We start from the raw sequence: 19,295 nt of genomic DNA, 5'->3' as shown, positions 1-19,295 counted from the left end.
ATTGCGACCGGCGGGATCAGTCCATATGATCGAGAAGCTACTTCTCAGGTTACGGAAAGACGCGTCTGATGGACCGGCTGGAGGCGATGTCGGTGATCATCGCCGTCAATGAAACAGGAAGCTTCTCGGCAGCCTCCCGGCGCCTCAGGATGCCGGTCGCGACGGTCAGCCGGACGGTTGCCGAGCTGGAGGCGCGGCTGAACGCCCAGCTGTTTCAGAGGTCGTCGCGCCAGATGACGCTGACCGATGCGGGACGATCCTATATCGAGGCCTGCAAGCGGATCATCGAGCAGGTGGACGATGCCGAGAGGGAGGTCTCCGGCGAGTACAGACGTCCGAGGGGCGATCTCGCGGTCACGGCGCCGTGGGGACTGGGCCACATGCACCTTCTGCCGATCGCGCTCGAGTTCATGGAGGCTTATCCCGAGATCGCGCTGCGGCTCGTCCTTACCGATCGCATCGTCAACACCGTCCACGAGAATATCGATGTGTCGGTTCGTATCGGCAGTCTGCCGGACAGCAACCTGATCGCGACGCGGGTCGGCTCGGTCCGGTTCGTGCTCTGCGCCAGTCCCGGATACCTCGTGAAGCGGGGGCACCCGAGCGAGCCCGCCGATCTCGCGTCGCACGATTGTATCGGCGTCGACAGCCATGCGGCGCAGAAGAGCTGGAAGTTCGTCAAGGACGGCAGCGAAGTCACGGTGCCGATACGGTCGAGATTGACGGTGAGCGACTCGGAAGCGGCGGTCGAAGCTGCCGTTGCAGGTGCCGGCGTCACGCGCGTGATGTCCTACAAGATGGAGGCGGCGCGACGTTCCGGCAAGCTCGTCCTCATGCTGGAGGAATTCGAGCAGGCGCCCTGGCCTGTGCATATCGTCTACGCGGAGCGAAAGCCTGCACCGCTCAAGCTCCGCGCCTTTCTGGATTGGGCCACGCCGCGCCTCAAGGCGCGGCTGGCCTAGTTTTGCTACTCCTTCACCGCCCAGTCAGCGAGGACACGTAGTAATCCACGAACAGCGAGTAGAAGATCGCAACCGGCAGCGAGCCGAGCAGCGATCCCGCCATCAGCGCGCCCCACTGGTAGACGTCGCCGGTGACGAGCGCGTCGACGCGCTTGCCGGTGGTGTATTTGCCTGAGGCGTTGAGATCGGCGGGCGCGTCGGCAGGTGCGTCGATGAGCGACTCGGCAGGCATCGTCACGTGGCCGGCGAGCTTGGCCGGGAATTCGCCTTCGCTCTGCGCCAGCACAGAACTGGCGGTGAGGATGATCGTTGCGACGGTGCTGAGAGAAGTCGCGCGCATGTGCTTCTCTCGTTGGCGGACGCACGCCTTATGATGGCACGTTGCAGTTTTGTGAATCCGGCCCAAATACCACAGCGCTTCACACGCCTTCGTAGACCAGTTTGGTGAAATAGCCGGGATCGACGACGAACTGCCCCCATTTCGCGTCGAACGCTGCGGTCGGCTTGGCGGCAACAGCCTCGTCCCTCGTCTTTCCCCGCTTCTTGAGGTTGCGGACATTGTCGCGGATGGCGACCAGCATGTCGCGGAATTCCTGGAGCTCGGCCTTGTTGCTGACCGGCTTGCCGTGACCGGGGATGATGATGGTATCGCTTTTGGTCGCGGCGAGATTGGCGTCGGATGCCGAGATCATGCCGTCGATGCTGCCGCCGGTGGAATAGTCGATGAAGGGGTAGATGCCGTTCCAATAGGTATCGCCTGCATGCAGGATGTTGGCCTCGGCGAACGAGACGGAGATATCGCTATCGGTGTGCGCGGGTCCGTAGTGCTTTAGCAAAATCGACGCGCCGTTGAGCTTCAGCCTGTGCTCCCTGGCGAAGACCTCGGCCGGTAAGGCGCCGGCGGGAGAGGGGAGGAAATTGTAGTCCCAGTCCTCGACTCGCTGGATGCCAGAGAGATGCTTGCGGGTGTTCTCGTGGGCTACGATCTTCGCACCCGCCGCATGCAGCCACTCATTGCCGTCGGCATGGTCGAAGTGCCAATGCGTGTTGATCAGATGCGCAACCGGCTCGCCGCCAAGCTCGGCGAGGGCCTTGCTGAGCTGAGGGCGCGAGACGCCGATGCCGGCGTCGACCAGCAGCTTTCCGTCCGGGCCCGTCAGCACCGCGATATTGCCGCCGGACCCTTCGAGCACGCTGATGTTGTTGCGCAGCTTGTAGGTCGTGATCGGAGATGTCGCAGCACTGTCCTTGATCAGGCTGACGATACCGCGGGCCTCGGCATATGCCTGCCTCGGTGTAAGCCAGCCTGTCGTGGCGGCGAAAGCACCGCCGACGCAGCACAGGCAAAAGCCTCGTCTGGACATTGAGGGGAGTTTTGACGATCCCATGAAATCCTCGCTTTCTGGAGCGAGTACCGATAACGCCAACGCTCCCCCGCCGCCGGTCCAGCGGGTAGCATCGGAGCAGGCATGCCATCTATCACGATAGCACGATCGTTCGTGCGAGGCGGCCAGCTATTCCTTCACCGCGCCGGTCAGCGAGGAGACGTAGTAATCCACGAACAGCGAGTAGAAGATCGCGACCGGCAGCGAGCCGAGCAGCGATCCCGCCATCAGTGCGCCCCACTGATAGACGTCGCCGGTGACGAGCTCGGTCAGGATCGCGACCGGCACGGTCTTGTTGGCGCCGCTCTGGATGAAGGCGAGAGCGTAGATGAACTCGTTCCAGGACAGCGTGAAGGAGAAGATGCCGGCCGAGATCAGGCCGGGCACCGCGAGCGGCAGCGTGATCCGGCGCAGGATCTGCAGCCGTGTCGCACCGTCCACCAGCGCGCACTCCTCGAGCTCGTAGGGGATCGACTTGAAATAGCCGATCAGCAGCCAGGTGCAGAACGGAACCAGGAACGTCGGATAGACCAGGATCAGGGCAAGCGGCGAGTCGAACAGGCCGAACTGCACGACGACGGTGGCGAGCGGAATGAACAGGATCGACGGCGGCACCAGATAGGCGAGATAGATGCCGAGGCCGACATAGGGGCTGCCACGGAAGCGCAGCCGTTCGATGGCGTAGGCGGCCAGCGTGCTCGCGATCAGTGACAGCGTGGTCGAGCCGACCGCGACCAGCATCGTCGTCGTCAGCCAGCGCGGATAGGCGGTGTTGAACAGCAGGTGCTTGATGTGGGCGAGCGTCGGCGAGGAGATCCAGAACGGGTTGTTGTCCTTGTAGTTCATCAGCTCCGCGTTCGGCTTGAACGAGGTGATCGCCATCCAGTAGAACGGGAACAAGAGGATCAGCACGAAGCAGCCGAGCGGCAGGTAGATCATCATCAGCCGCCGCAGCCCGGAATCCCAGGCCATGGTGTCGGGCGCGGCTTTGGCGTCCGCGGTCGGTTGCGCGACGGTGTCAGTCATTGGCCTCTCCCTGCTGCCACTTGCGTCGCGCCAGGCCGAAATAGGAGAACAGCGTCGCGAACACCAGGAACGGGATCATCGAAACCGCGATCGCCGCGCCTTCGCCGAGCTCGCCGCCGGCGATGCCGCGCTGGAAGGCCAGCGTCGCCAGCAGATGCGTCGAGTTCACGGGACCGCCGCGGGTGATGGCGTAGACCAGCTGGAAATCGGTGAAGGTGAAGATGATCGAGAAGGTCATGACGATGGCGAGGATCGGCATCATCATCGGGAAGGTGATGTAGCGGAAGCGCTGCCAGGCGCTGGCGCCGTCGAGCATCGCGGCCTCGTAGAGCGAGGGCGAAATGGTCTGCAGGCCCGCCAGCAGCGAGATCGCGACGAAGGGAATGCCGCGCCAGATGTTGGCGGCGATCAGCGAGAAGCGCGCCGGCCAGGGCGAGCCGAGGAAGTCGATATTGCTCGACCGCCAGTGCAGCACGTCGACCAAAAGATAGGAAATGATCGAGAACTGTGGATCGTAGATCCACCAGAATGCCAGCGCCGAGAGCACGGTCGGCACGATCCACGGCAGCAGGATGATCGCACGCAAGAGGCTCTTGAACGGAAAATGATTGTTGAGCAGGAGCGCCAGCCAGAAGCCGAGCGCGAACTTCCCGAAGGTCGCGACTCCCGTATAGACCACGCTGTAGAACACTGCGTTCCACCACAAGGGATCGGTGAGCAGATATTGGAAGTTTTCCAGGCCGACATAGGTGCCGCGCCGGCCGATCGTGGTGTCGGTGAAGGCGAGCCAGATGCCGAGTCCAAGCGGATAGGTCAGGAACACGGTGAGCAGCCCGATCGCGGGCGCGAGGCACATCACGATCAGGAACGGTTTGTAGTCGAACAGGCGGACCAGCCAGGAGGGCTGCCGGGCCATCGCGCCGTGGGTTGAAAGTGCGGTTACGGACATCGGACCTTTGTCTTTTCAGGGCTCCAAGGTCATTCCGGGGCGATGCGCAGCATCGAACCCGGAATCTCGAGATTCCCGGTGCGCATTTGCGCACCTGAGGTCTGGTGCTTGCGCACCATCCCGGAATGACGGCTTGTCATTGCTCCTCGCAATGACGGCCGCGTTATCGGGCGTTACTTCGCGGCTTGCCGCCGGAAGTACCGCTTGCAGCGCTGCTCGGCCTCTGCTGCGGCGGCCTCCGGAGTGGCAGCGCCGGTTGCGACGGACGCGAACATCTGGATCAGCACGTAGTCGGCGCTGACGGCACCCGTGGCCGTCGAGATCGGGCCCTTGTAGCCATCGTAATAGGTGCTGTTCATGGTGTCCTTGAACAGCTTCACCTTGGGATCCTGCGACCACACGGCGGCCTCGGCATAGGCGGCCAGCGGCTGGGACCAGTAGCCGGAGTTGGCATTGAGCCACGGCTCGTACTGGTCCTTTTCCAGCATGTATTGCAGGAAGGCCTTGGCGGCGTTGGGGTACTGGCTGTGCTTGAACACCATGGCGTTCAGGGTCAGGCCCGCCATGGGCGAGATCTTCGCAACACCCTTGGGCAGCAGCTGATGCTCGCTGTCCTCGGCAATCGCCTTGGTCGCCGGGTCGTTCTTCAGCGAGAAGTACAGCGAGACGCCGTTGGCGGTCAGCGAGATCTCCTGCGAGGAGTAGGCGCGGTTGTTGCTGACGTCGTTCCATGACGGCGTGCCGGCGATGAAGGTCGGGTACAGCTGCTTGACCCAGTTCAGCGCGGCAATCGTCTCCTTGCTGTTGATGACGACGTTGCCTTCCTCGTCGAGCAGGGAGCCGTTGTGCGACCATAGCGCCCAGTTTGCGAAGCCGTTACCGTCGCCCTTGGCGTTGCCGAGCGCGAAGCCGGCCGGTTTGCCGGCCTTGTGCAGCTTCTGGCACAGGTCGATGATTCCGGCATGGTCTTCCGGCACCTTGTCGAAGCCGACCGATTGCAGGATCGACTTGCGGTAGATCAGGGGGCCCGCGGTGGCACCGAACGGTAGTCCGATCCAGGCGTCGCTCTTGTTCTTCTTGCCGTAGCGTTGCGCCAGCGGCAGCCAGCCGCCATACCGCTTGCCGACATAGTCGGCGACGTCGGTCAGCTCGATCAGCTTGTCGATGTAGATGTGCGGCGCATCCGAGAAGCCGATGATGATGTCGGGACCGGCGCCGGAATTGGCGGTCACGGCGGTCTGCTGGTTGATGTCCTCCCATCCGACGAAGTCGACCTTGACCTCGACCCCGGTCTCCTTGGTGAATTTTGCAGCATTGGCGCGGAACACGTCCTCGTCGGCCTGGACGAAGCGCACCGGGCGCAGCATGCGCAGGGACGCGCCCTTCTCGATCTCGCGCTTGGGTGCCGCCACGTCGGCGGCCTTGATATTGGATGTTTGCGCTGCAGCACCGGTGGCTGCGAGCGTTGCAGCGGACAGGCCCAGCGCCAAGGCGTCACGACGTGTGATGTCGTTCCTCATCGGTTCCTCCCTATGATGTCTCCCTTCCCGGCGTTGATCGCCGGTGAAGGGCCGTTTCGGTCGTCGGCGCGTTCTGCGCCGCCCGCCTAGCTGTTCGGTCCCCGGTCCATGCTGACGGGCTGCCAGCGGCGGAGCGCGGTGTTCTGCAGCACCGACGGATTGACGCAGCTTACCGGCCACATGCCCTGGAGCACCAGTGACAATTCGTAGCCCACGCGGCGCTTGCGTGCCTCGTCAAACCGTGCCGAGGCCGACGCCACATGGGCGGTCAGGGTCACGTTCTCCATGCCGAGCAGCGGATTGTTGTGCGAGGGCGGTTCCTTCTCCAGAACGTCGAGGGCGGCGTGCGCGATCCAGCCCTCTTGCAATGCCTTGATCAGGCTCTCCTCGTCCACGGTGGCGCCGCGCCCGGTGTTGATGAAGATCGAGCCCTTCTTCATCTGCCGAAAATGCTTCTCGGTCAGCATGTGATGTACCTCCGGCCTCGCCGGGGCGTGCATCGACACGAAGTCGGATTGCGACAGCACCTCGTTCAGCGTCGCCGGGATCACGCCGTGGTCGTACATCAGCGTTTCCTGGATGAAGGGATCGTAGGCCATCATGCGCAGGCCGAACGGCGCCGCGCGCTTCGCGACTGCACGCGCCACGCGGCCGAACGAGATGAAGCCGAGCGTCTGACCCATCAGCCTCGGGATCTTGAGCAGCGCCGGCCGGCCCTCGGCCCAGCGGCCGCTGCGCACCATCCTGTCCTGCTCGACCAGGCGACGGAAGCCCGCGAGCAGCAGCATCATGGCGTGGTCGGCGACCTCCTCGATGAAGGTGTCGGGGATGTTGGTGACGGGAATGCCGCGCGCGGTGGCGGCCTTGACGTCGACACTGTCGACGCCGACCGAGCCGAGCGTGATGACCTTGCAGCTCTCGAGCGCGTCGATGATCGACCTGGTGATCGGGATGCCCTTGGCGTAGATCGCGTCGGCATTCTTCGCGGCGGCGATGAACCCGGCCTCGTCGGCGGGCGCCTCGACGATCTCGGCATCGATCGGATCGAGCGCCTCGCGCTCGTAGGAATAATCGCTGCCCGCGACGGTGAAGCTCGCACCCTTCGGCGTCACCACCTTGTATTTCGGCATGTCATGCTCCCGATTTGGTTTCTTGTTGTGACCCGCCTTCGTGGCGGGCCTTTGCGTCTTTTACGCGAAATCGGGGCGAGTGCGTACAATTCCCGGTTGTCGTGAGCCAGGTATATTTCCGTTTTTCCGTGCGCGGTCCGGGCTTCTACGGAGGCACGTAAGTAACTTGCTAAGGGCTCCCCCACTAAAACTTGATTCGATTTTGATCGATCTCGTCGCGTGCCCGTATCCCTTTATTGCCGGAGCTAACCTGTGAAGTTGAGCAATCTGAAGATCGCGCCCAAGCTGGGCATTCTTGTCGGCGTCACCTTGTTCGGCTTGTGCGTCTCCGGTGTCCTTGCCGGTTACCTGATGAAGCAGGAGATGGTGGAGGCGCGCATCGACCAGGCCAAGGCGATCGTCGAGCTGGCGCGCAATTATGCCGCCGCGTTGAAGAAGCGCGTCGATGCCGGCGAGATGACGAAGGACGCCGCGATGGCCGAGATTCGCCGCTACGGCAACGCGATGACCTATGACAACGGGGCGGGCTATCTGTTCGGCACCTCCTACGACGGCATCACGCAGCTCGCACCCGATCCGAAGGTGATCGGCGCCAACCGAATGGACGTCGTGACCAACGGCCGCAAGCTGTCCCTCGAACTGATGGAGGGTGTGAAGGCGAAGGGATCGATCCTGCTGCACTATGAGTATATGAAGCCGGGGCAAGAGAAGCCGATCCGCAAGATCGGCTACGCGGTGGCGGTGCCCGGCTTCGACATGTATCTCGGTACCGGCGCCTATCTCGACGACATCGACGCCAAGATGGGTCCGGTCTACTGGATGCTCAGCCTTGCCATGCTCGGCATCGTGATCGTGGCCGGCAGTGTCGCCTGGCTGCTTGGTCGCAGCATCAGCCGTCCGTTGGCGCTGCTCGGCGCCCGCATGAAGGATCTTGCCGAGGGCAAGCTCGAGGGCGACATCCCCGGCGTCGGTCGCGGTGACGAGGTCGGCGCGATGGCTTCGACCGTGCAGATCTTCAAGGACAATGCGGTCCGCATCCGCGATCTCGAGAAGACCGAGGCGGAGGCGAAGGAGCGCGCCGCGGCGGAACGTCGCAGCGCGATGGAAGAGATCGCCAACGACTTCGAACGCAGCGTCAACGGCATCGTCCGTTCGGTCTCCTCGGCCGCCGCCGGCATGCAGACGACGGCGCAGTCGATGACGGCAACCGCCAGCGACGCCTCCTCGCGTGCCGCGACGGTCGGCGCTGCCTCGCAAAAGGCCTCCGGCAACGTCGGCACGGTCGCGGCGGCCGCCGAAGAGCTGTCGAGCTCGGTTGCGGAAATCTCCCGTCAGGTCACCCGCTCGACCGAGGTCGCGAGCCGCGCCGTCAGTGACGCCGAGCGCACCAACGCCACCGTGCAGGTGCTCTCGACCGGCGCCGAGAAGATCGGCGAAGTCGTCAAGCTGATCCATTCGATCGCTGCGCAGACCAATCTGCTCGCGCTCAATGCCACCATCGAGGCGGCACGTGCCGGTGAATCCGGCCGCGGCTTCGCGGTCGTCGCCTCCGAAGTCAAGGCGCTCGCCAACCAGACGGCGAAGGCGACCGAGGAGATCTCCGCACAGGTCGCGGCGATGCAGACTTCGACCAGCGACGCGGTCACGGCCATCTCCGGCATCACCCAGACCATCGCCGAGATGAGCGAGATCACCGCGGGCATTTCCGCGTCGATCGAGCAGCAGGGCGAGGCGACGCGCGAGATCGCGCGCAACATCCAGTCGGTCGCGGCCGGTTCGAGCGAGATCAACGCCAATATCGGCAGCGTCACCTCGGCCGCGGAAGCGACCGGCACAGCGGCCGGCGACGTGCTCACCAACGCACGCGAACTGGACAGCCAATCCGGCGCGCTGCGCAACGCGGTGGATGGCTTCCTCGCCAAGGTGCGGGCGGCGTAACTCGTCGCGCAAGAACTCTACGCGGTCGTCATGCCCGGGCTTTGTCCCGGGCATCCACGTTCTCGGGCACCGCGCGCACGGATATCCGTGGACGGCCGGGACAAGCCCGGCCATGACGGAAGATGTGGAGTACGTGGCATTTGCGCGTGCGCTACTGCTTCTCGATCTTCGCGTTCGTGATCAGCTTCTCCCACAGCACGAGCTGCTCGTTCACGAATGTGCCGAGCTGCTCCGGCGTCCCCGAGAACGCATCCATGCCGAGCGTGGCGAGCTTGGCCTTGATCTCCGGATTCTCGACGATCTTCCTGATCTCGGTATTGAGCCGCGTCACGATCTCCTTCGGCATGCCGGCCGGGCCGAAATAGCCCTGCCAGGACGAGATGTCGAAGTCGGGCACGCCGGCCTCCTGCATCGAAGGCAGATGCGGCACCAGCGGCGAGCGCTGCTTCGTGGTGACCGCGAGCGCGCGTAGCGCGTTGCCGTTGACGTGGGGCAGGCCGGTCAGGATGTCGACGAACATCATCGAGACGCGGCCGCCCATGACGTCGTTGAGCGCCGGGGGCGAGCTCTTGTAGGGCACGTGCAGGAGGTCGAGCCCGGCATTGTGCGCGAAGGTCGCGCCCGAGACGATCGCCGACGACGAGCCCGATGCGTAGCTCAGCTTGCCCGGATTGGCCTTGCCGTACGCGACCAGCTCGGCGACGGACTTGGCCGGCACTTCCGGATTGATGACCAGCATGAACGGCAGGTCGCCGGTGCGCGCGATCGGGGTGAAATCCTTGACCGGATCGTAGGTGAGGCTCTTGAGCAGATAGGGATTGGCCGAATGCGTGGTGTTGGTGGTCACCAGCAGCGTGTAGCCGTCGGGAGCGGCCTTCGCGACATAGGTCGCCGCGAGCATGCCGTTGGCGCCGGCCTTGTTCTCGATCACGATGCCGACGCCGAGAGCCTGCGACAGGTGCTGCGAGATCAGCCGCGTCGTGGTGTCGGTTCCGCTGCCGGCCGCGAACGGCAGCACCAGCGTGATGTTGCGGCTCGGATAGTTGTCGGCCTGAGCGGTGGATGCGGCGGCAAGACACAGCGCGGCCGCGCCGATGGTGCGCAAGTTTCGAATCAGCCTTGAAATCATCTTGAGTCGTTCCCTCTTTTTCGTTGGCGGGGAACCTAGCGTCTCTTCAATGAAATCGAAAGGCGTGAGTTTGCCGCCCGTCACGTGGAATTACTTCACCGCCGAGCCCTAGCGCGATGCGATCACGACGCCGGCGAGCACCAGCACGTAGCCGATCAGGTGGAACGCTTGCAGCTTTTCGCCCAGCAGCAGGATCGCCATCGCCGAGCCGAACACCGGCACCAGATGGAAGAACGGCGCCGCCCGGTTCGGCCCGATCAGCGCCACGCCGCGGTTGAAGAAGAGGTAGGCGAGGGTGGAGGGAAAGATCAGGATGTAGCCCAGCGTCGCCAGCGTGATCCCGTCGAATTGCAGCACGCGGCCGCTTGCCGCCTCCCAGATCGCCGTCGGCAGCAGCATCGTCGCGCCGCAGCAGGTGGTGAAGGACAGGAAGGAGAACTGATGGATCTTCGGCCGCCGCGGGATGAAGGCGGAGTAGATGCCGAACGCCACCAGCGAGGAGGCGAACATGATGTCGCCCCTGTTGAAGCTGATGCTCGCGAGCGCGGCGAAATCGCCGCGCAGGATGATGATCAGCACGCCGAGCAGCGAGATTGCGATGCCGCCGAGTTGCGCGCCGGTCAGCCGCACGCCGAACAGCACCAGCGACCACAGCGCCACGAACAGGGGACCTGCCGACTGGATCAGAAGCGCATTCAGCGCCTCGGTGTATTGCATTGCCCAGTACGAGATCGCGTTATTGAAGGCAAAGCCGACCAGCGACAGGAACAGCATCAAGGGCAGGCTCCTGCGCAGGGCGGGCCAGTCGCGCTTCAGATGCGGCCAGGCGAACGGCAACAGGATGAGGAACACGCCGTACCAGCGGATCGTGGTCACCGTCAGCGGCGGCACATGCGCGCCGACATGGCGTGCGAGCACGATGTTTCCGGCCCAGAACAGCGAGGTCAGGCTGAGCAGCAGATAAGGCTGGTTGTTGAGCCAACTGGCCGGATTCGAGGCCGGTGGCGCGGGCGAGGCGGTCGTCATTGGCGTTGCATGAAAGCTTGCGCCGGATTGTCGTTGTGACACAAGTCACAGGGCCGCAATGCTACAATGCAGGCATGACCCGAGGAGGTGCCATTGGCGGTCAATATGTTGAACATTGTGGGCCTGGAGCAACTCGATCCGCAGGCGCCGGTGGTGATGCTGAACCTGATGCGATTCCATGCGCGTTCGCGCGACGGCGACGGATCCGGCTGGGACGCTTATCTTCGCTACAGCGCGATCACGGTGCCGATGATCAGGGCACGCGGCGGCACGCTGCTCTGGACCGGCGAGGCCAAGGCGGTTGCGCTCGGTCCGCACGACGGCAACGAATGGGACTTTGTGGCGCTGGTCTATTATCCGACGGTCGCGGCCTTCCTCGACATGATGACGTCCGAGGCTTACGAGCGCGAGGCCGATCCGCATCGCGTCAACGGCTGCGCCGAGCACGTGATCATCGCGACGAGCGAGGCCTACAGCAAGTTCAAGACGAAGTAGGCTGTCCGTCGCGCGGCGCGCTCTTCCCCTCTCCCCTTGTGGGACCTTGTGGGAGAGGGTGGCTCGCCGCGAAGCGGCGAGACGGGTGAGGGGTTTCTCTCCGCGAGTCCAACTCTCATTGGAATGTGCGTATGGATACCCCTCATCCGGCGCTTCGCGTCACCTTCTCCCACAAGGGGAGAAGGAAGAGCTACGTCGCCTGCTTCCTTGACGCTGCGAACACGCCCGCCAGCACCAGGGCGAAGCCGATGAAGTGGAACGCCTGCGGGTGTTCGCCCAGAAACACCATCGCCATGATCGAGCCGAACACCGGCACGACGTGGAAGAACGGCGCGGTTCGGTTGGCGCCGATCAGGCGCACGCCGCGATTGAAGCAGAGATAGGCGAGCGCCGAGGGGAAGACGGCGACGTAGAACAGGGTCAGCAGGTTCGGCCCGTCGAGCTTCATGACCGGGCGTGCGGACAGTTCCCAGATCTCCAGCGGAATGAGACAGGCGGCGCCGCAGCCGAAGGTGAAGGCGAGGAACGACAGGCCGTGCATCGGCGGCCGCTTCAGGGACAGCACCGAATAGAGCGCGAAGATCAGGAGCGCGAGGAGGAAGATCAGGTCGCCCTTGTTGAAGTCGATGTTCGACAGCGTGGTGAAATCGCCGTGCAGCAGGATGGTCAGCACGCCGCACATCGACAGCAGCACACCGAAGGCCTGCGCCGCGGTGAGCCGGATACCGAGAATGACCAGCGACCACAGCGCCACCAGCAGCGGCGCGGCCGACTGCAGCAGCAGCGTGTTGAGGGCCTGGGTATGCTCCAGCGCCCAATATTGCAGCGTGTTGAAGGCGCCGATGCCGGTGACCGAGAGCGTGACCATCAGGCCGAGCTTGCCGCGGATCGCCGGCCAGTCCTGTACGAGGTGCTTGAAGGCAAACGGCAGCACCAGCAGGAAGGCGAAGAACCAGCGCAGGAACGACAGCGTGACCGGCGGGATGTGTCCGGCGGCGAGCCGTCCGACGATGGCGTTGCCGGCCCAGCACAGCGCGGTAATGCTGAGCAGCAGATAAGGCTGGTTGGCGATCCAGCTGTGTCCGGATGTTTCCGCGCTCGTGGTGTGGCCGGTGGCGGACATGTGGCTGTTGGGGCCCCGCGTGGAGTACGCCGAAGCCTCCGGCCCGGCGAGACCCGGGCCGGCTGATCACCCGGCGCTGTCCAAAGACACGGAAATCGAGGTTGCATCAATGGGGGGCGGACGCATCGCGACCATGCAGCGGCGAAGGCGGCCTCTCACGCTTTGGTCGAAGCCATTGCGCCGGCCCGGAAGGTTTCTGGATTTTCGGGGGATATCAAAGGCTTGGAGCGTGCGTTGAGCCCGAAAAAAGCCCCGTTCTTGCTTGCCTAGAGGGGCTGCTTCCTTTATCCGGTTGGGCTGCCTCGCGTGCGAACGGCCTCGGCCGGGAATTGGGCTGGGCGCAGGCATGATCCCGGAAGAGTGGATCCCGGTTTTCCGTTCGGATCATGCCACTTACAGAGAAATCTTCGAAGGATTACCCGCGCATGGCCAATGTTGTCGTCGTCGGCGCCCAGTGGGGCGACGAAGGGAAGGGCAAGATCGTCGACTGGTTGTCGGAGCAGGCGGACATCGTCGTCCGCTTCCAGGGCGGTCATAACGCCGGCCACACGCTGGTGATCAACGGCAAGACCTACAAGCTCGCGCTGCTGCCCTCCGGCGTGCTGCGCGAGGGCAAGCTGTCGGTGATCGGCAACGGCGTGGTGTTCGATCCCTCCGCCTTCCTCGACGAGGTCGCCAAGCTCAGGGCGCAGGGCGTTGCGGTCTCTCCGGACAATCTGCGCGTCGCCGAGAACGTCACGCTGATCCTGCCGCTGCACCGCGAGCTCGATGCGCACCGCGAATCCGCCAGCGCCGCAACTGCGATCGGCACCACCCGCCGCGGCATCGGCCCGGCCTATGAGGACAAGGTCGGCCGCCGCGCCATCCGCCTGATGGACCTCGCCGACCATCAGACCCTGCCGCACAAGATCGACCGCCTGCTGGCGCACCACAACGCGCTGCGCCGCGGCCTCAACCTGCCGGAATTCGACAGTGCGGTGATCCTGAAAGAGCTGATGGCGATGGCGCCGCAGCTGCTGCCCTATGCCGAGACGGTGTGGCGGCTGCTCGACATCGAGCGGCGCGCCGGCAAGCGCATGCTGTTCGAGGGCGCGCAGGGCGCGCTGCTCGACGTCGACCACGGCACCTATCCCTACGTCACCTCGTCCAACACGGTGGCGGCGCAGGCCGCGACCGGCGCCGGCCTCGGGCCTGGCGCGGTCGGCTACGTGCTCGGCCTGTGCAAGGCCTACACGACCCGCGTCGGGCAGGGCCCGTTCCCGACCGAGCAGGACAACGAGATCGGCCGCAAGATCGGCGAGCGCGGCCGCGAGTTCGGCACCAATACCGGCCGTCCCCGCCGCTGCGGCTGGTTCGACGCCGTGCTGGTCCGCCAGGCGGTCCGGACCTGCGGCATCAATGGCCTCGCGCTGACCAAGCTCGACATCCTCGACGGCTTCGATTCGATCGAGGTCTGTACCGGCTACAGGCTCGACGGCAAGGAGATCGACCATTTCCCGGCCGGCGAGGGCGCCCAGGCCCGGGTCGAGCCGATCTACGAGACCATCGAGGGCTGGAAGGAGCCGACCGCGAGCGCGCGGTCCTGGGCCGACCTGCCCGCCCAGGCCATCAAATATGTCCGGCGGATCGAGGAATTGGTGGGGTGCCCGGTCGCGCTGCTTTCCACCAGCCCCGAACGCGAAGATACTATCCTCGTGCAAAATCCGTTTGAGGCTTAACGATATCTTACCGGGACGCGCGTATAGTTGAGTAGAAATGGCTGATTACTATCCGCTGATCGCCCGCGCTATTGCCGCCTTGGACCCCAACGCTCCCGGCGAAAGCCGTCGCGCGCTCTATGAGAGGGCGCGCACGGCGCTGATCGCGCAGCTGCGGAGCGTGCAGCCGCCGCTGTCCGAATCCGAGATCACGCGCGAACGGCTGTCGCTGGAAGAGGCCGTTCGCAAGGTCGAATCGGAGGCCGCCCAGCGCGCCCGCGAGGCCTCGCGCCCCGGTGGCGGCGCCCGCTCCAGCAGCAGCGGCGATGCTTTTCGCCGGGCCAGCACCCGCGCCGCCGAAGCCAACGCTCCCGCATCTCAGCCAACTCCGCCGCGCACGCGACCGGCCCCGACGCCGCCGCGGGCCGACCGTCCGTCAATCAGCGTCGATGAGCAGGGCGAGGCCCCGCGCCCGCCCCGCGCTCCCCGTTTCGACGCCCCGCGCCCGCCGGGACCGTCCGTCCCGCCGCCGCCGGAGCCGCCGCCCGCCGGGCGCGATCGCGCCGGTGCGCGCCGTCCGTCCGACGTCGGACCCCCGCCGCCGGCACCCGGCGTGCGCGGCTTCCGCGACATCACGGCCGACGCCAACGATCTCGGCGGCGCTGCCGCGCAGGCCAGCCGCGCCGCGCGCCGCACCTATGCCAACGTGCCCTCGCCCTCGCCGGAATTCGACCGGCTGGAGCCGAGCCTGGAGAACCGCGCCGGCGAGTCCGAGGCGCCCTATTCCTACGACGAAGCGATCGAGGAGGCCGAGCGCTACGCGCCGCCGTCGCCGCGTCCGCGCGCCGCGACCGAGGGCGAGGCCAAGAAGCGCGTCCGCACCGGCTCGGCATTTCCGTTCAAGAGCGCGATCGCCGTCGGCATCGTGCTGATCCTGGTCGGCGCCGGAATCCTCTGGGGCAAGCAGGCCGTTCAGATCGTCAACGGCTTTCTCAAACCGTCCGCGACTCAGGTCGTGGAGACGCCGAGCCCGGCACAGCCGCAAAGCAAGCCGAAGATCCCGGATCGCGTTGGCCAGCCCTCGGCCAGCGACCAGCCTGTCGCGCCGGTGGCGCAGAAGGTCGTGCTCTATGACGAGGATCCGTCCGATCCGAAGGGCAAGCAATATGTCGGCTCGGTGGTGTGGCGGCTCGAGCCGATCAAGGCCTCGGGCAACCAGAAAGCCGACGTCGCCGTGCGCGCCGACATCGAGATCCCCGACCGCAAGTTCAAGATGACGATGTCGTTCCGCCGCAACACCGACTCCTCGCTGCCGGCGAGCCACACCGCGGAATTGACCTTCATCCTGCCGCCGGATTTTCCGGGCGGCAGCGTCTCCAACGTGCCCGGCATCCTGATGAAGTCGAACGAGCAGGCGCGCGGCACGCCGCTCGCAGGCCTCGCGGTCAAGGTCACCGACGGCTTCTTCCTGGTCGGCCTCTCCAACGTCGATGCCGACCGCGCCCGCAACGTCCAGCTCTTGAAGGAGCGCTCCTGGTTCGACGTGCCCCTGGTCTACGCCAACCAGCGCCGCGCCATCATCGCAATCGAGAAGGGCGCCCCCGGCGAGCGCGCCTTCAACGACGCCTTCGCGCAGTGGGGCGATTAGACACTTCTCTAGACAGAGAGATCGTCGTGCCCGGGCGTGTCCCGGGCATCCACGTTCCTTGTGCGTCGGGACGAGACGTGGATGGCCGGGACGAGGTCCGGCCATGACGCTGCGGATAGCTTGAACTACCGCGCCGCCGCTTCGCGCTTGCGCGATGCCGCCGCAGCGGCGTGCTCGCGGTCCATTACGGCGCGGCAGCCGGGGCTGACCTGCGACTTGTTCCTCACCATGCAGGCAGTGATCCGTGGAATGTCCGGAATCTCACTGGAGCACAGCCGCATCGCATCGCCCGAGCACATCTGCTGTGCTTCGGATGAGAAGGCGAGGCCGGGCGAGGTCTGGAGTGCGAGGCTGGTGACGGCGAAAGCGAAGAGCGAAGCGATCGTCTGATGGCGTGTCATGCGGATGGGTCCCCGATTTCCCTAGGGCTTGAGCCACTTGGTTTTTGGGGCGCCGCACGCGGCTTGATCTGCCGTACGTCACAGCCTTCACGCCGGGAACTCTGGTCCCGCATGTGGTCGCTCGATCTCTTGATGCTCGAATCGAAAGTGCTGCGCCGCCCGAGCGAAGTATGCGCCATTGTCACGAGCCTGCAATGGCCGGCGCAAAGGAATTCGCAATTGTTGCGCGCGAGTCACGTCGCGCGCGATCAGATCAGCCGATCGGAGGATGCGCCCGCTTGTTCCGCATCGCTTACGCCGAGAGCGGCAGCGTGTTCCTCGACGGCGGTGACACCCTTCGCCGTGAGCTCGAACAGATCGCCGTCCTTCATCACGTAGCCGTCGGCGATCAGTTGCCCGACCTTGCCCTGCCGCTCGTCGGCAAAGGCAACGGATTGGCTGATGTCCCGCAGGATCGAGAGTTGTTCGTCGCGCAACATGGCATCACTCTCCGTTCGCGGGGATGGGTTCCGATCCTCACATGCCGTGGCTCTGAAAGACCTTGCTGCAAGCGCGCGACAGCTTGGCGCGGTTGGCCTGCAGGCAGCTCTGCACGGCCATGTCGTTGCCGAGCTCCTTGCGGCAGAAGCGCGATGCATCCCGCGAGCAGGCCTTCTGCTCCTGCGGCGTGCCCATATGGCCTTGGGCGAAAGCGGGGACACTCGAGAGGCTGCCCAGGGCTGCCACCATGATTGTCGCCAGAACGAGGTGAGGGGACATCGGCGGCTCCAATCTGCCAGGGTCAAGTTCAGGTCCAGCATGAACTCGTCGCCTTGCCACTTGTTCCCCTCGGGCGGAGCCCGGCGCCCCGCTGTTCAAGGTTCCCGCTGCGCTGCTATAATATTGGCGAAGGTGAGGGTATCTGATGAAACGCTATCTGGTGTTTGCGCTGGTCGGCCCGTTCGTGGGCGGGTTCCTGCTGCTGCTGACGACGACCTACCAGTCCGGCTATTGGGCCCAGACCAGCCTCGGCGAAGTCGGCAAGCTGTTCGCGGTGTTCTTCAAGACCCTACAATACAGCTATCTGTTCGGCTTCCTGCCCGCGCTGATGATCGGCGCGGTCGACGACATCCTAATCCATATCCGCCGGATCGGTCCGGGCTTGCGGATGCTTCTGGTCGGCCTGTTCGCTTTCGTCCTGGCATCGCTCACCTACAGCTCGCGCGGGCCGGATTCGGGCGCGGTGCAGTTCATCCTGTATGGCCTCGTCGGATTCGTGCCGGCGGCGATTTCATCCTGGCTCGTGCATCGCTATGTCGAGGAGCCGCAGGCAGCGGCGGCGCCGACCTGACGCGCGGCATTCGATCGCGGCGGCAACCTCCGCCGCCGCGGCGCGTTGTCCAGAGACCATGACCATGTCCGACGACGACATCCTTGCTCCTCGCAGATCCCGTACGGGGAGCAGCTCGCGTGCGCCCTTTTCCGGCAAGGAGGCGCGCGGGCCGATCATCGACCAGGAAGGCCACGAGATCAGGCCCGAGAGCCTGGAGCAGGGATTTCGCGAGTTTGGCTTCGAGTTCGGGCAGGCGAGTCCGTTCGGCAATCTGACGCGCGAGCAGCGGATCGCGCGTATCGAGGCGATCGCGAAGCTGCTCGACGTCGCCTTCATCCTGCCCGGCACCAACATCCGCTACGGCATCGACGGGCTGATCGGCCTGATCCCCGTCGTCGGCGACATCATCACGACCGCGATCTCGCTGTGGCTGGTGCGCGAGGCCCGCGCGCTGGGCGCGCCCTGGCACATCACGGCGCGCATGCTCGGCAATGTCGCGCTCGACGGCGTGGTCGGCCTGGTCCCGTTCGCGGGCGACGCCTTCGACGTGATGTTCCGCGCCAACATGCGCAACGTGCGCCTGCTCCGCCGCTGGCTGGAGAAGCAACCGCGGATGTAGGACCGTTCCTCTCCGCAAATGGATGAAAATAATCGAGGTCGTCATGCCCGGGCTTGTCCGGGCATCCACGTTCTTCGTCCCGCAAGGCAAGTCGTGGATGGCCGGGACAAGCCCGGCCATGACGCTGTGGAAGCATGAAAGCCCAAAACGCAAAAAGCGCAACGACCTTTCGGCCATCGCGCTTTCTGCGCACATCGTAAGGCTCAGCGAAAAGCTTACGCCGCGTCGGCGTCGGTCTCCGCGGCCGGCGCGGGCTTGGGCCGACGGGGCAGCGGGAAGGCTTCGCTCTCGTACAGCGAGCGGATGCCGTTCTGGTCGAAGCGGGCTTCCTCGACCTGGAGATAGGCGCCGTTCAGCGAATCCGTCGGCAACTGCTCCATCGCGAACTGCACGGCCTCAGCCGCGGTGCCGAACCGGCGATAGGTGAAACCTGCGCGCTTCTTCTTGCGGATCGCGGCGGGAAAGAGTTCGGCGGAGGTGTTGAAGTTGAACGGACGCAGTGGACGCATGGTCAAAGACCTCGTGATCTTCTCTGGGGCTTTAAGCGCGTGGGGTTGGGGAGGGCAGGAGCCGCCAGGCGGGCCCGCCGCATGTCATTCTCGCCCCCTAATATAGGCCGATTTGACAGAAATGCGACCCCTGCGACGCGAGATGATGAATCCACGCATGGCAGCTCCGCGGGCGAAATAAATAGAATTATTTCAACAACTTAAGTGGTTCACATCTTGCCAAGAAGCAGCAGCACGATCAGCACCACCAGCACGACCCCGCCGATGCCCATGCCGGAATGGCCCAGACCATAGCCGTAGCCGCCGAACCGGCCGGACAGGCCGCCGAGCAGATAGATGATCACCAGGATGATCAGGATGGTCCCAAGCGTCATGGCATCCTCCCTGGCGGCCGCCGAATGCGCTGATGGGCCGCACCGCCAAGGA

The 19,295-nt window shown here is 64.8% G+C and carries 20 protein-coding genes and 2 pseudogenes; 7 read left to right on the top strand and 15 right to left on the bottom strand.

What is annotated here, in order from left to right:
* Nucleotides 1-68 precede the first annotated feature (68 nt).
* Nucleotides 69-962: a LysR family transcriptional regulator gene (locus H1B27_RS29325; RefSeq protein ID WP_061880791.1), complete on the top strand. Its 894-nt coding sequence runs from the start codon at nt 69-71 to the stop codon at nt 960-962.
* 13 nt (nt 963-975) lie between these two features.
* On the opposite strand, the pseudogene H1B27_RS29320 reads toward H1B27_RS29325, so the two are convergent.
* The 7 genes and pseudogenes from H1B27_RS29320 to H1B27_RS29290 form a co-directional block, all read right to left on the bottom strand.
* Nucleotides 976-1,101, bottom strand: a pseudogene (locus H1B27_RS29320) (carbohydrate ABC transporter permease); the annotation flags it as partial.
* A pseudogene (locus tag H1B27_RS29315) lies at nt 1,093-1,302 on the bottom strand (esterase-like activity of phytase family protein); the annotation flags it as partial. The pseudogenes H1B27_RS29315 and H1B27_RS29320, both read right to left, overlap by 9 nt.
* Nucleotides 1,303-1,381: 79 nt before the next feature.
* Nucleotides 1,382-2,350, bottom strand: a complete 969-nt coding sequence (locus tag H1B27_RS29310; protein ID WP_197968460.1) for an MBL fold metallo-hydrolase — start codon at nt 2,348-2,350, stop codon at nt 1,382-1,384.
* A 126-nt stretch (nt 2,351-2,476) separates the two neighbouring features.
* The gene (locus H1B27_RS29305; RefSeq protein WP_061880788.1) at nt 2,477-3,373 is read right to left on the bottom strand and encodes a carbohydrate ABC transporter permease; all 897 of its coding nucleotides are present in this window, start codon (nt 3,371-3,373) and stop codon (nt 2,477-2,479) included.
* On the bottom strand, nt 3,366-4,322 hold the full coding sequence (locus tag H1B27_RS29300) for a carbohydrate ABC transporter permease (RefSeq protein ID WP_061880787.1): 957 nt from the start codon (nt 4,320-4,322) through the stop codon (nt 3,366-3,368). Before H1B27_RS29300 ends, H1B27_RS29305 begins: the two co-directional genes overlap by 8 nt.
* A 173-nt stretch (nt 4,323-4,495) precedes the next feature.
* Nucleotides 4,496-5,842 carry an ABC transporter substrate-binding protein gene (locus tag H1B27_RS29295; RefSeq protein WP_061880786.1) on the bottom strand — a complete coding sequence of 449 codons (1,347 nt, stop codon included), beginning with the start codon at nt 5,840-5,842 and terminating at the stop codon, nt 4,496-4,498.
* Between the two features lie 86 nt (nt 5,843-5,928).
* A complete protein-coding gene (locus H1B27_RS29290) occupies nt 5,929-6,972 on the bottom strand; it encodes a C-terminal binding protein (protein ID WP_197968459.1) in 1,044 nt (347 codons plus the stop codon).
* Nucleotides 6,973-7,224: 252 nt separating this feature from the next.
* Here H1B27_RS29290 and H1B27_RS29285 point away from each other — a divergent pair, with 252 nt between their 5' ends.
* On the top strand, nt 7,225-8,910 hold the full coding sequence (locus tag H1B27_RS29285) for a methyl-accepting chemotaxis protein (protein ID WP_061880784.1): 1,686 nt from the start codon (nt 7,225-7,227) through the stop codon (nt 8,908-8,910).
* 151 nt (nt 8,911-9,061) lie between these two features.
* Here the strand turns inward: H1B27_RS29285 and H1B27_RS29280 are convergent, their stop codons facing one another.
* Nucleotides 9,062-10,039: a Bug family tripartite tricarboxylate transporter substrate binding protein gene (locus tag H1B27_RS29280; protein ID WP_197968458.1), complete on the bottom strand. Its 978-nt coding sequence runs from the start codon at nt 10,037-10,039 to the stop codon at nt 9,062-9,064.
* Between the two features lie 108 nt (nt 10,040-10,147).
* Nucleotides 10,148-11,065 (bottom strand): DMT family transporter, encoded by a 918-nt coding sequence (locus tag H1B27_RS29275; RefSeq protein ID WP_197968457.1) that lies wholly within the window; start codon nt 11,063-11,065, stop codon nt 10,148-10,150.
* A 105-nt stretch (nt 11,066-11,170) separates the two neighbouring features.
* On the opposite strand from H1B27_RS29275, the gene H1B27_RS29270 reads away from it, so the two are divergent.
* Entirely contained in the window at nt 11,171-11,560 is a 390-nt protein-coding gene (locus H1B27_RS29270) for a DUF1330 domain-containing protein (RefSeq protein WP_197968456.1), read from the top strand.
* Between the two features lie 190 nt (nt 11,561-11,750).
* On the opposite strand, the gene H1B27_RS29265 is transcribed toward H1B27_RS29270, so the two are convergent.
* The gene (locus H1B27_RS29265; RefSeq protein ID WP_194389763.1) at nt 11,751-12,683 is read right to left on the bottom strand and encodes a DMT family transporter; all 933 of its coding nucleotides are present in this window, start codon (nt 12,681-12,683) and stop codon (nt 11,751-11,753) included.
* 425 nt (nt 12,684-13,108) lie between these two features.
* On the opposite strand from H1B27_RS29265, the gene H1B27_RS29260 reads away from it, so the two are divergent.
* Both H1B27_RS29260 and H1B27_RS29255 read left to right on the top strand, forming a co-directional pair.
* On the top strand, nt 13,109-14,401 hold the full coding sequence (locus tag H1B27_RS29260) for an adenylosuccinate synthase (RefSeq protein WP_061880780.1): 1,293 nt from the start codon (nt 13,109-13,111) through the stop codon (nt 14,399-14,401).
* Nucleotides 14,402-14,438: 37 nt separating this feature from the next.
* Entirely contained in the window at nt 14,439-16,028 is a 1,590-nt protein-coding gene (locus H1B27_RS29255; protein WP_197968455.1) for a hypothetical protein, read from the top strand.
* Between the two features lie 125 nt (nt 16,029-16,153).
* On the opposite strand, the gene H1B27_RS29250 is transcribed toward H1B27_RS29255, so the two are convergent.
* From H1B27_RS29250 to H1B27_RS29240, 3 genes are all read right to left on the bottom strand, one after another.
* Nucleotides 16,154-16,429 carry a hypothetical protein gene (locus tag H1B27_RS29250; RefSeq protein WP_210343535.1) on the bottom strand — a complete coding sequence of 92 codons (276 nt, stop codon included), beginning with the start codon at nt 16,427-16,429 and terminating at the stop codon, nt 16,154-16,156.
* A 248-nt stretch (nt 16,430-16,677) separates the two neighbouring features.
* Nucleotides 16,678-16,908, bottom strand: a complete 231-nt coding sequence (locus H1B27_RS29245) for a hypothetical protein (RefSeq protein ID WP_197968454.1) — start codon at nt 16,906-16,908, stop codon at nt 16,678-16,680.
* A gap of 37 nt (nt 16,909-16,945) precedes the next feature.
* Nucleotides 16,946-17,188 carry a hypothetical protein gene (locus H1B27_RS29240; RefSeq protein ID WP_197968453.1) on the bottom strand — a complete coding sequence of 81 codons (243 nt, stop codon included), beginning with the start codon at nt 17,186-17,188 and terminating at the stop codon, nt 16,946-16,948.
* Nucleotides 17,189-17,333: 145 nt separating this feature from the next.
* Here H1B27_RS29240 and H1B27_RS29235 point away from each other — a divergent pair, with 145 nt between their 5' ends.
* Both H1B27_RS29235 and H1B27_RS29230 read left to right on the top strand, forming a co-directional pair.
* Nucleotides 17,334-17,759 carry a DUF5413 family protein gene (locus tag H1B27_RS29235; protein WP_061880775.1) on the top strand — a complete coding sequence of 142 codons (426 nt, stop codon included), beginning with the start codon at nt 17,334-17,336 and terminating at the stop codon, nt 17,757-17,759.
* Nucleotides 17,760-17,817: 58 nt separating this feature from the next.
* Entirely contained in the window at nt 17,818-18,360 is a 543-nt protein-coding gene (locus H1B27_RS29230) for a DUF4112 domain-containing protein (RefSeq protein ID WP_197968452.1), read from the top strand.
* Between the two features lie 215 nt (nt 18,361-18,575).
* On the opposite strand, the gene H1B27_RS29225 is transcribed toward H1B27_RS29230, so the two are convergent.
* Complete coding sequence (locus tag H1B27_RS29225; protein ID WP_027560969.1) at nt 18,576-18,869, bottom strand: hypothetical protein; 294 nt, start codon at nt 18,867-18,869, stop codon at nt 18,576-18,578.
* A gap of 209 nt (nt 18,870-19,078) precedes the next feature.
* Nucleotides 19,079-19,243, bottom strand: a complete 165-nt coding sequence (locus H1B27_RS29220) for a DUF3309 family protein (RefSeq protein WP_035677634.1) — start codon at nt 19,241-19,243, stop codon at nt 19,079-19,081.
* Nucleotides 19,244-19,295 lie beyond the last annotated feature (52 nt).

It is taken from the genome of Bradyrhizobium diversitatis, assembly GCF_016031635.1.
Taxonomy (GTDB): Bacteria; Pseudomonadota; Alphaproteobacteria; order Rhizobiales; family Xanthobacteraceae; genus Bradyrhizobium; species Bradyrhizobium diversitatis.
This window is presented reverse-complemented; position numbering and strand designations above follow the sequence as displayed.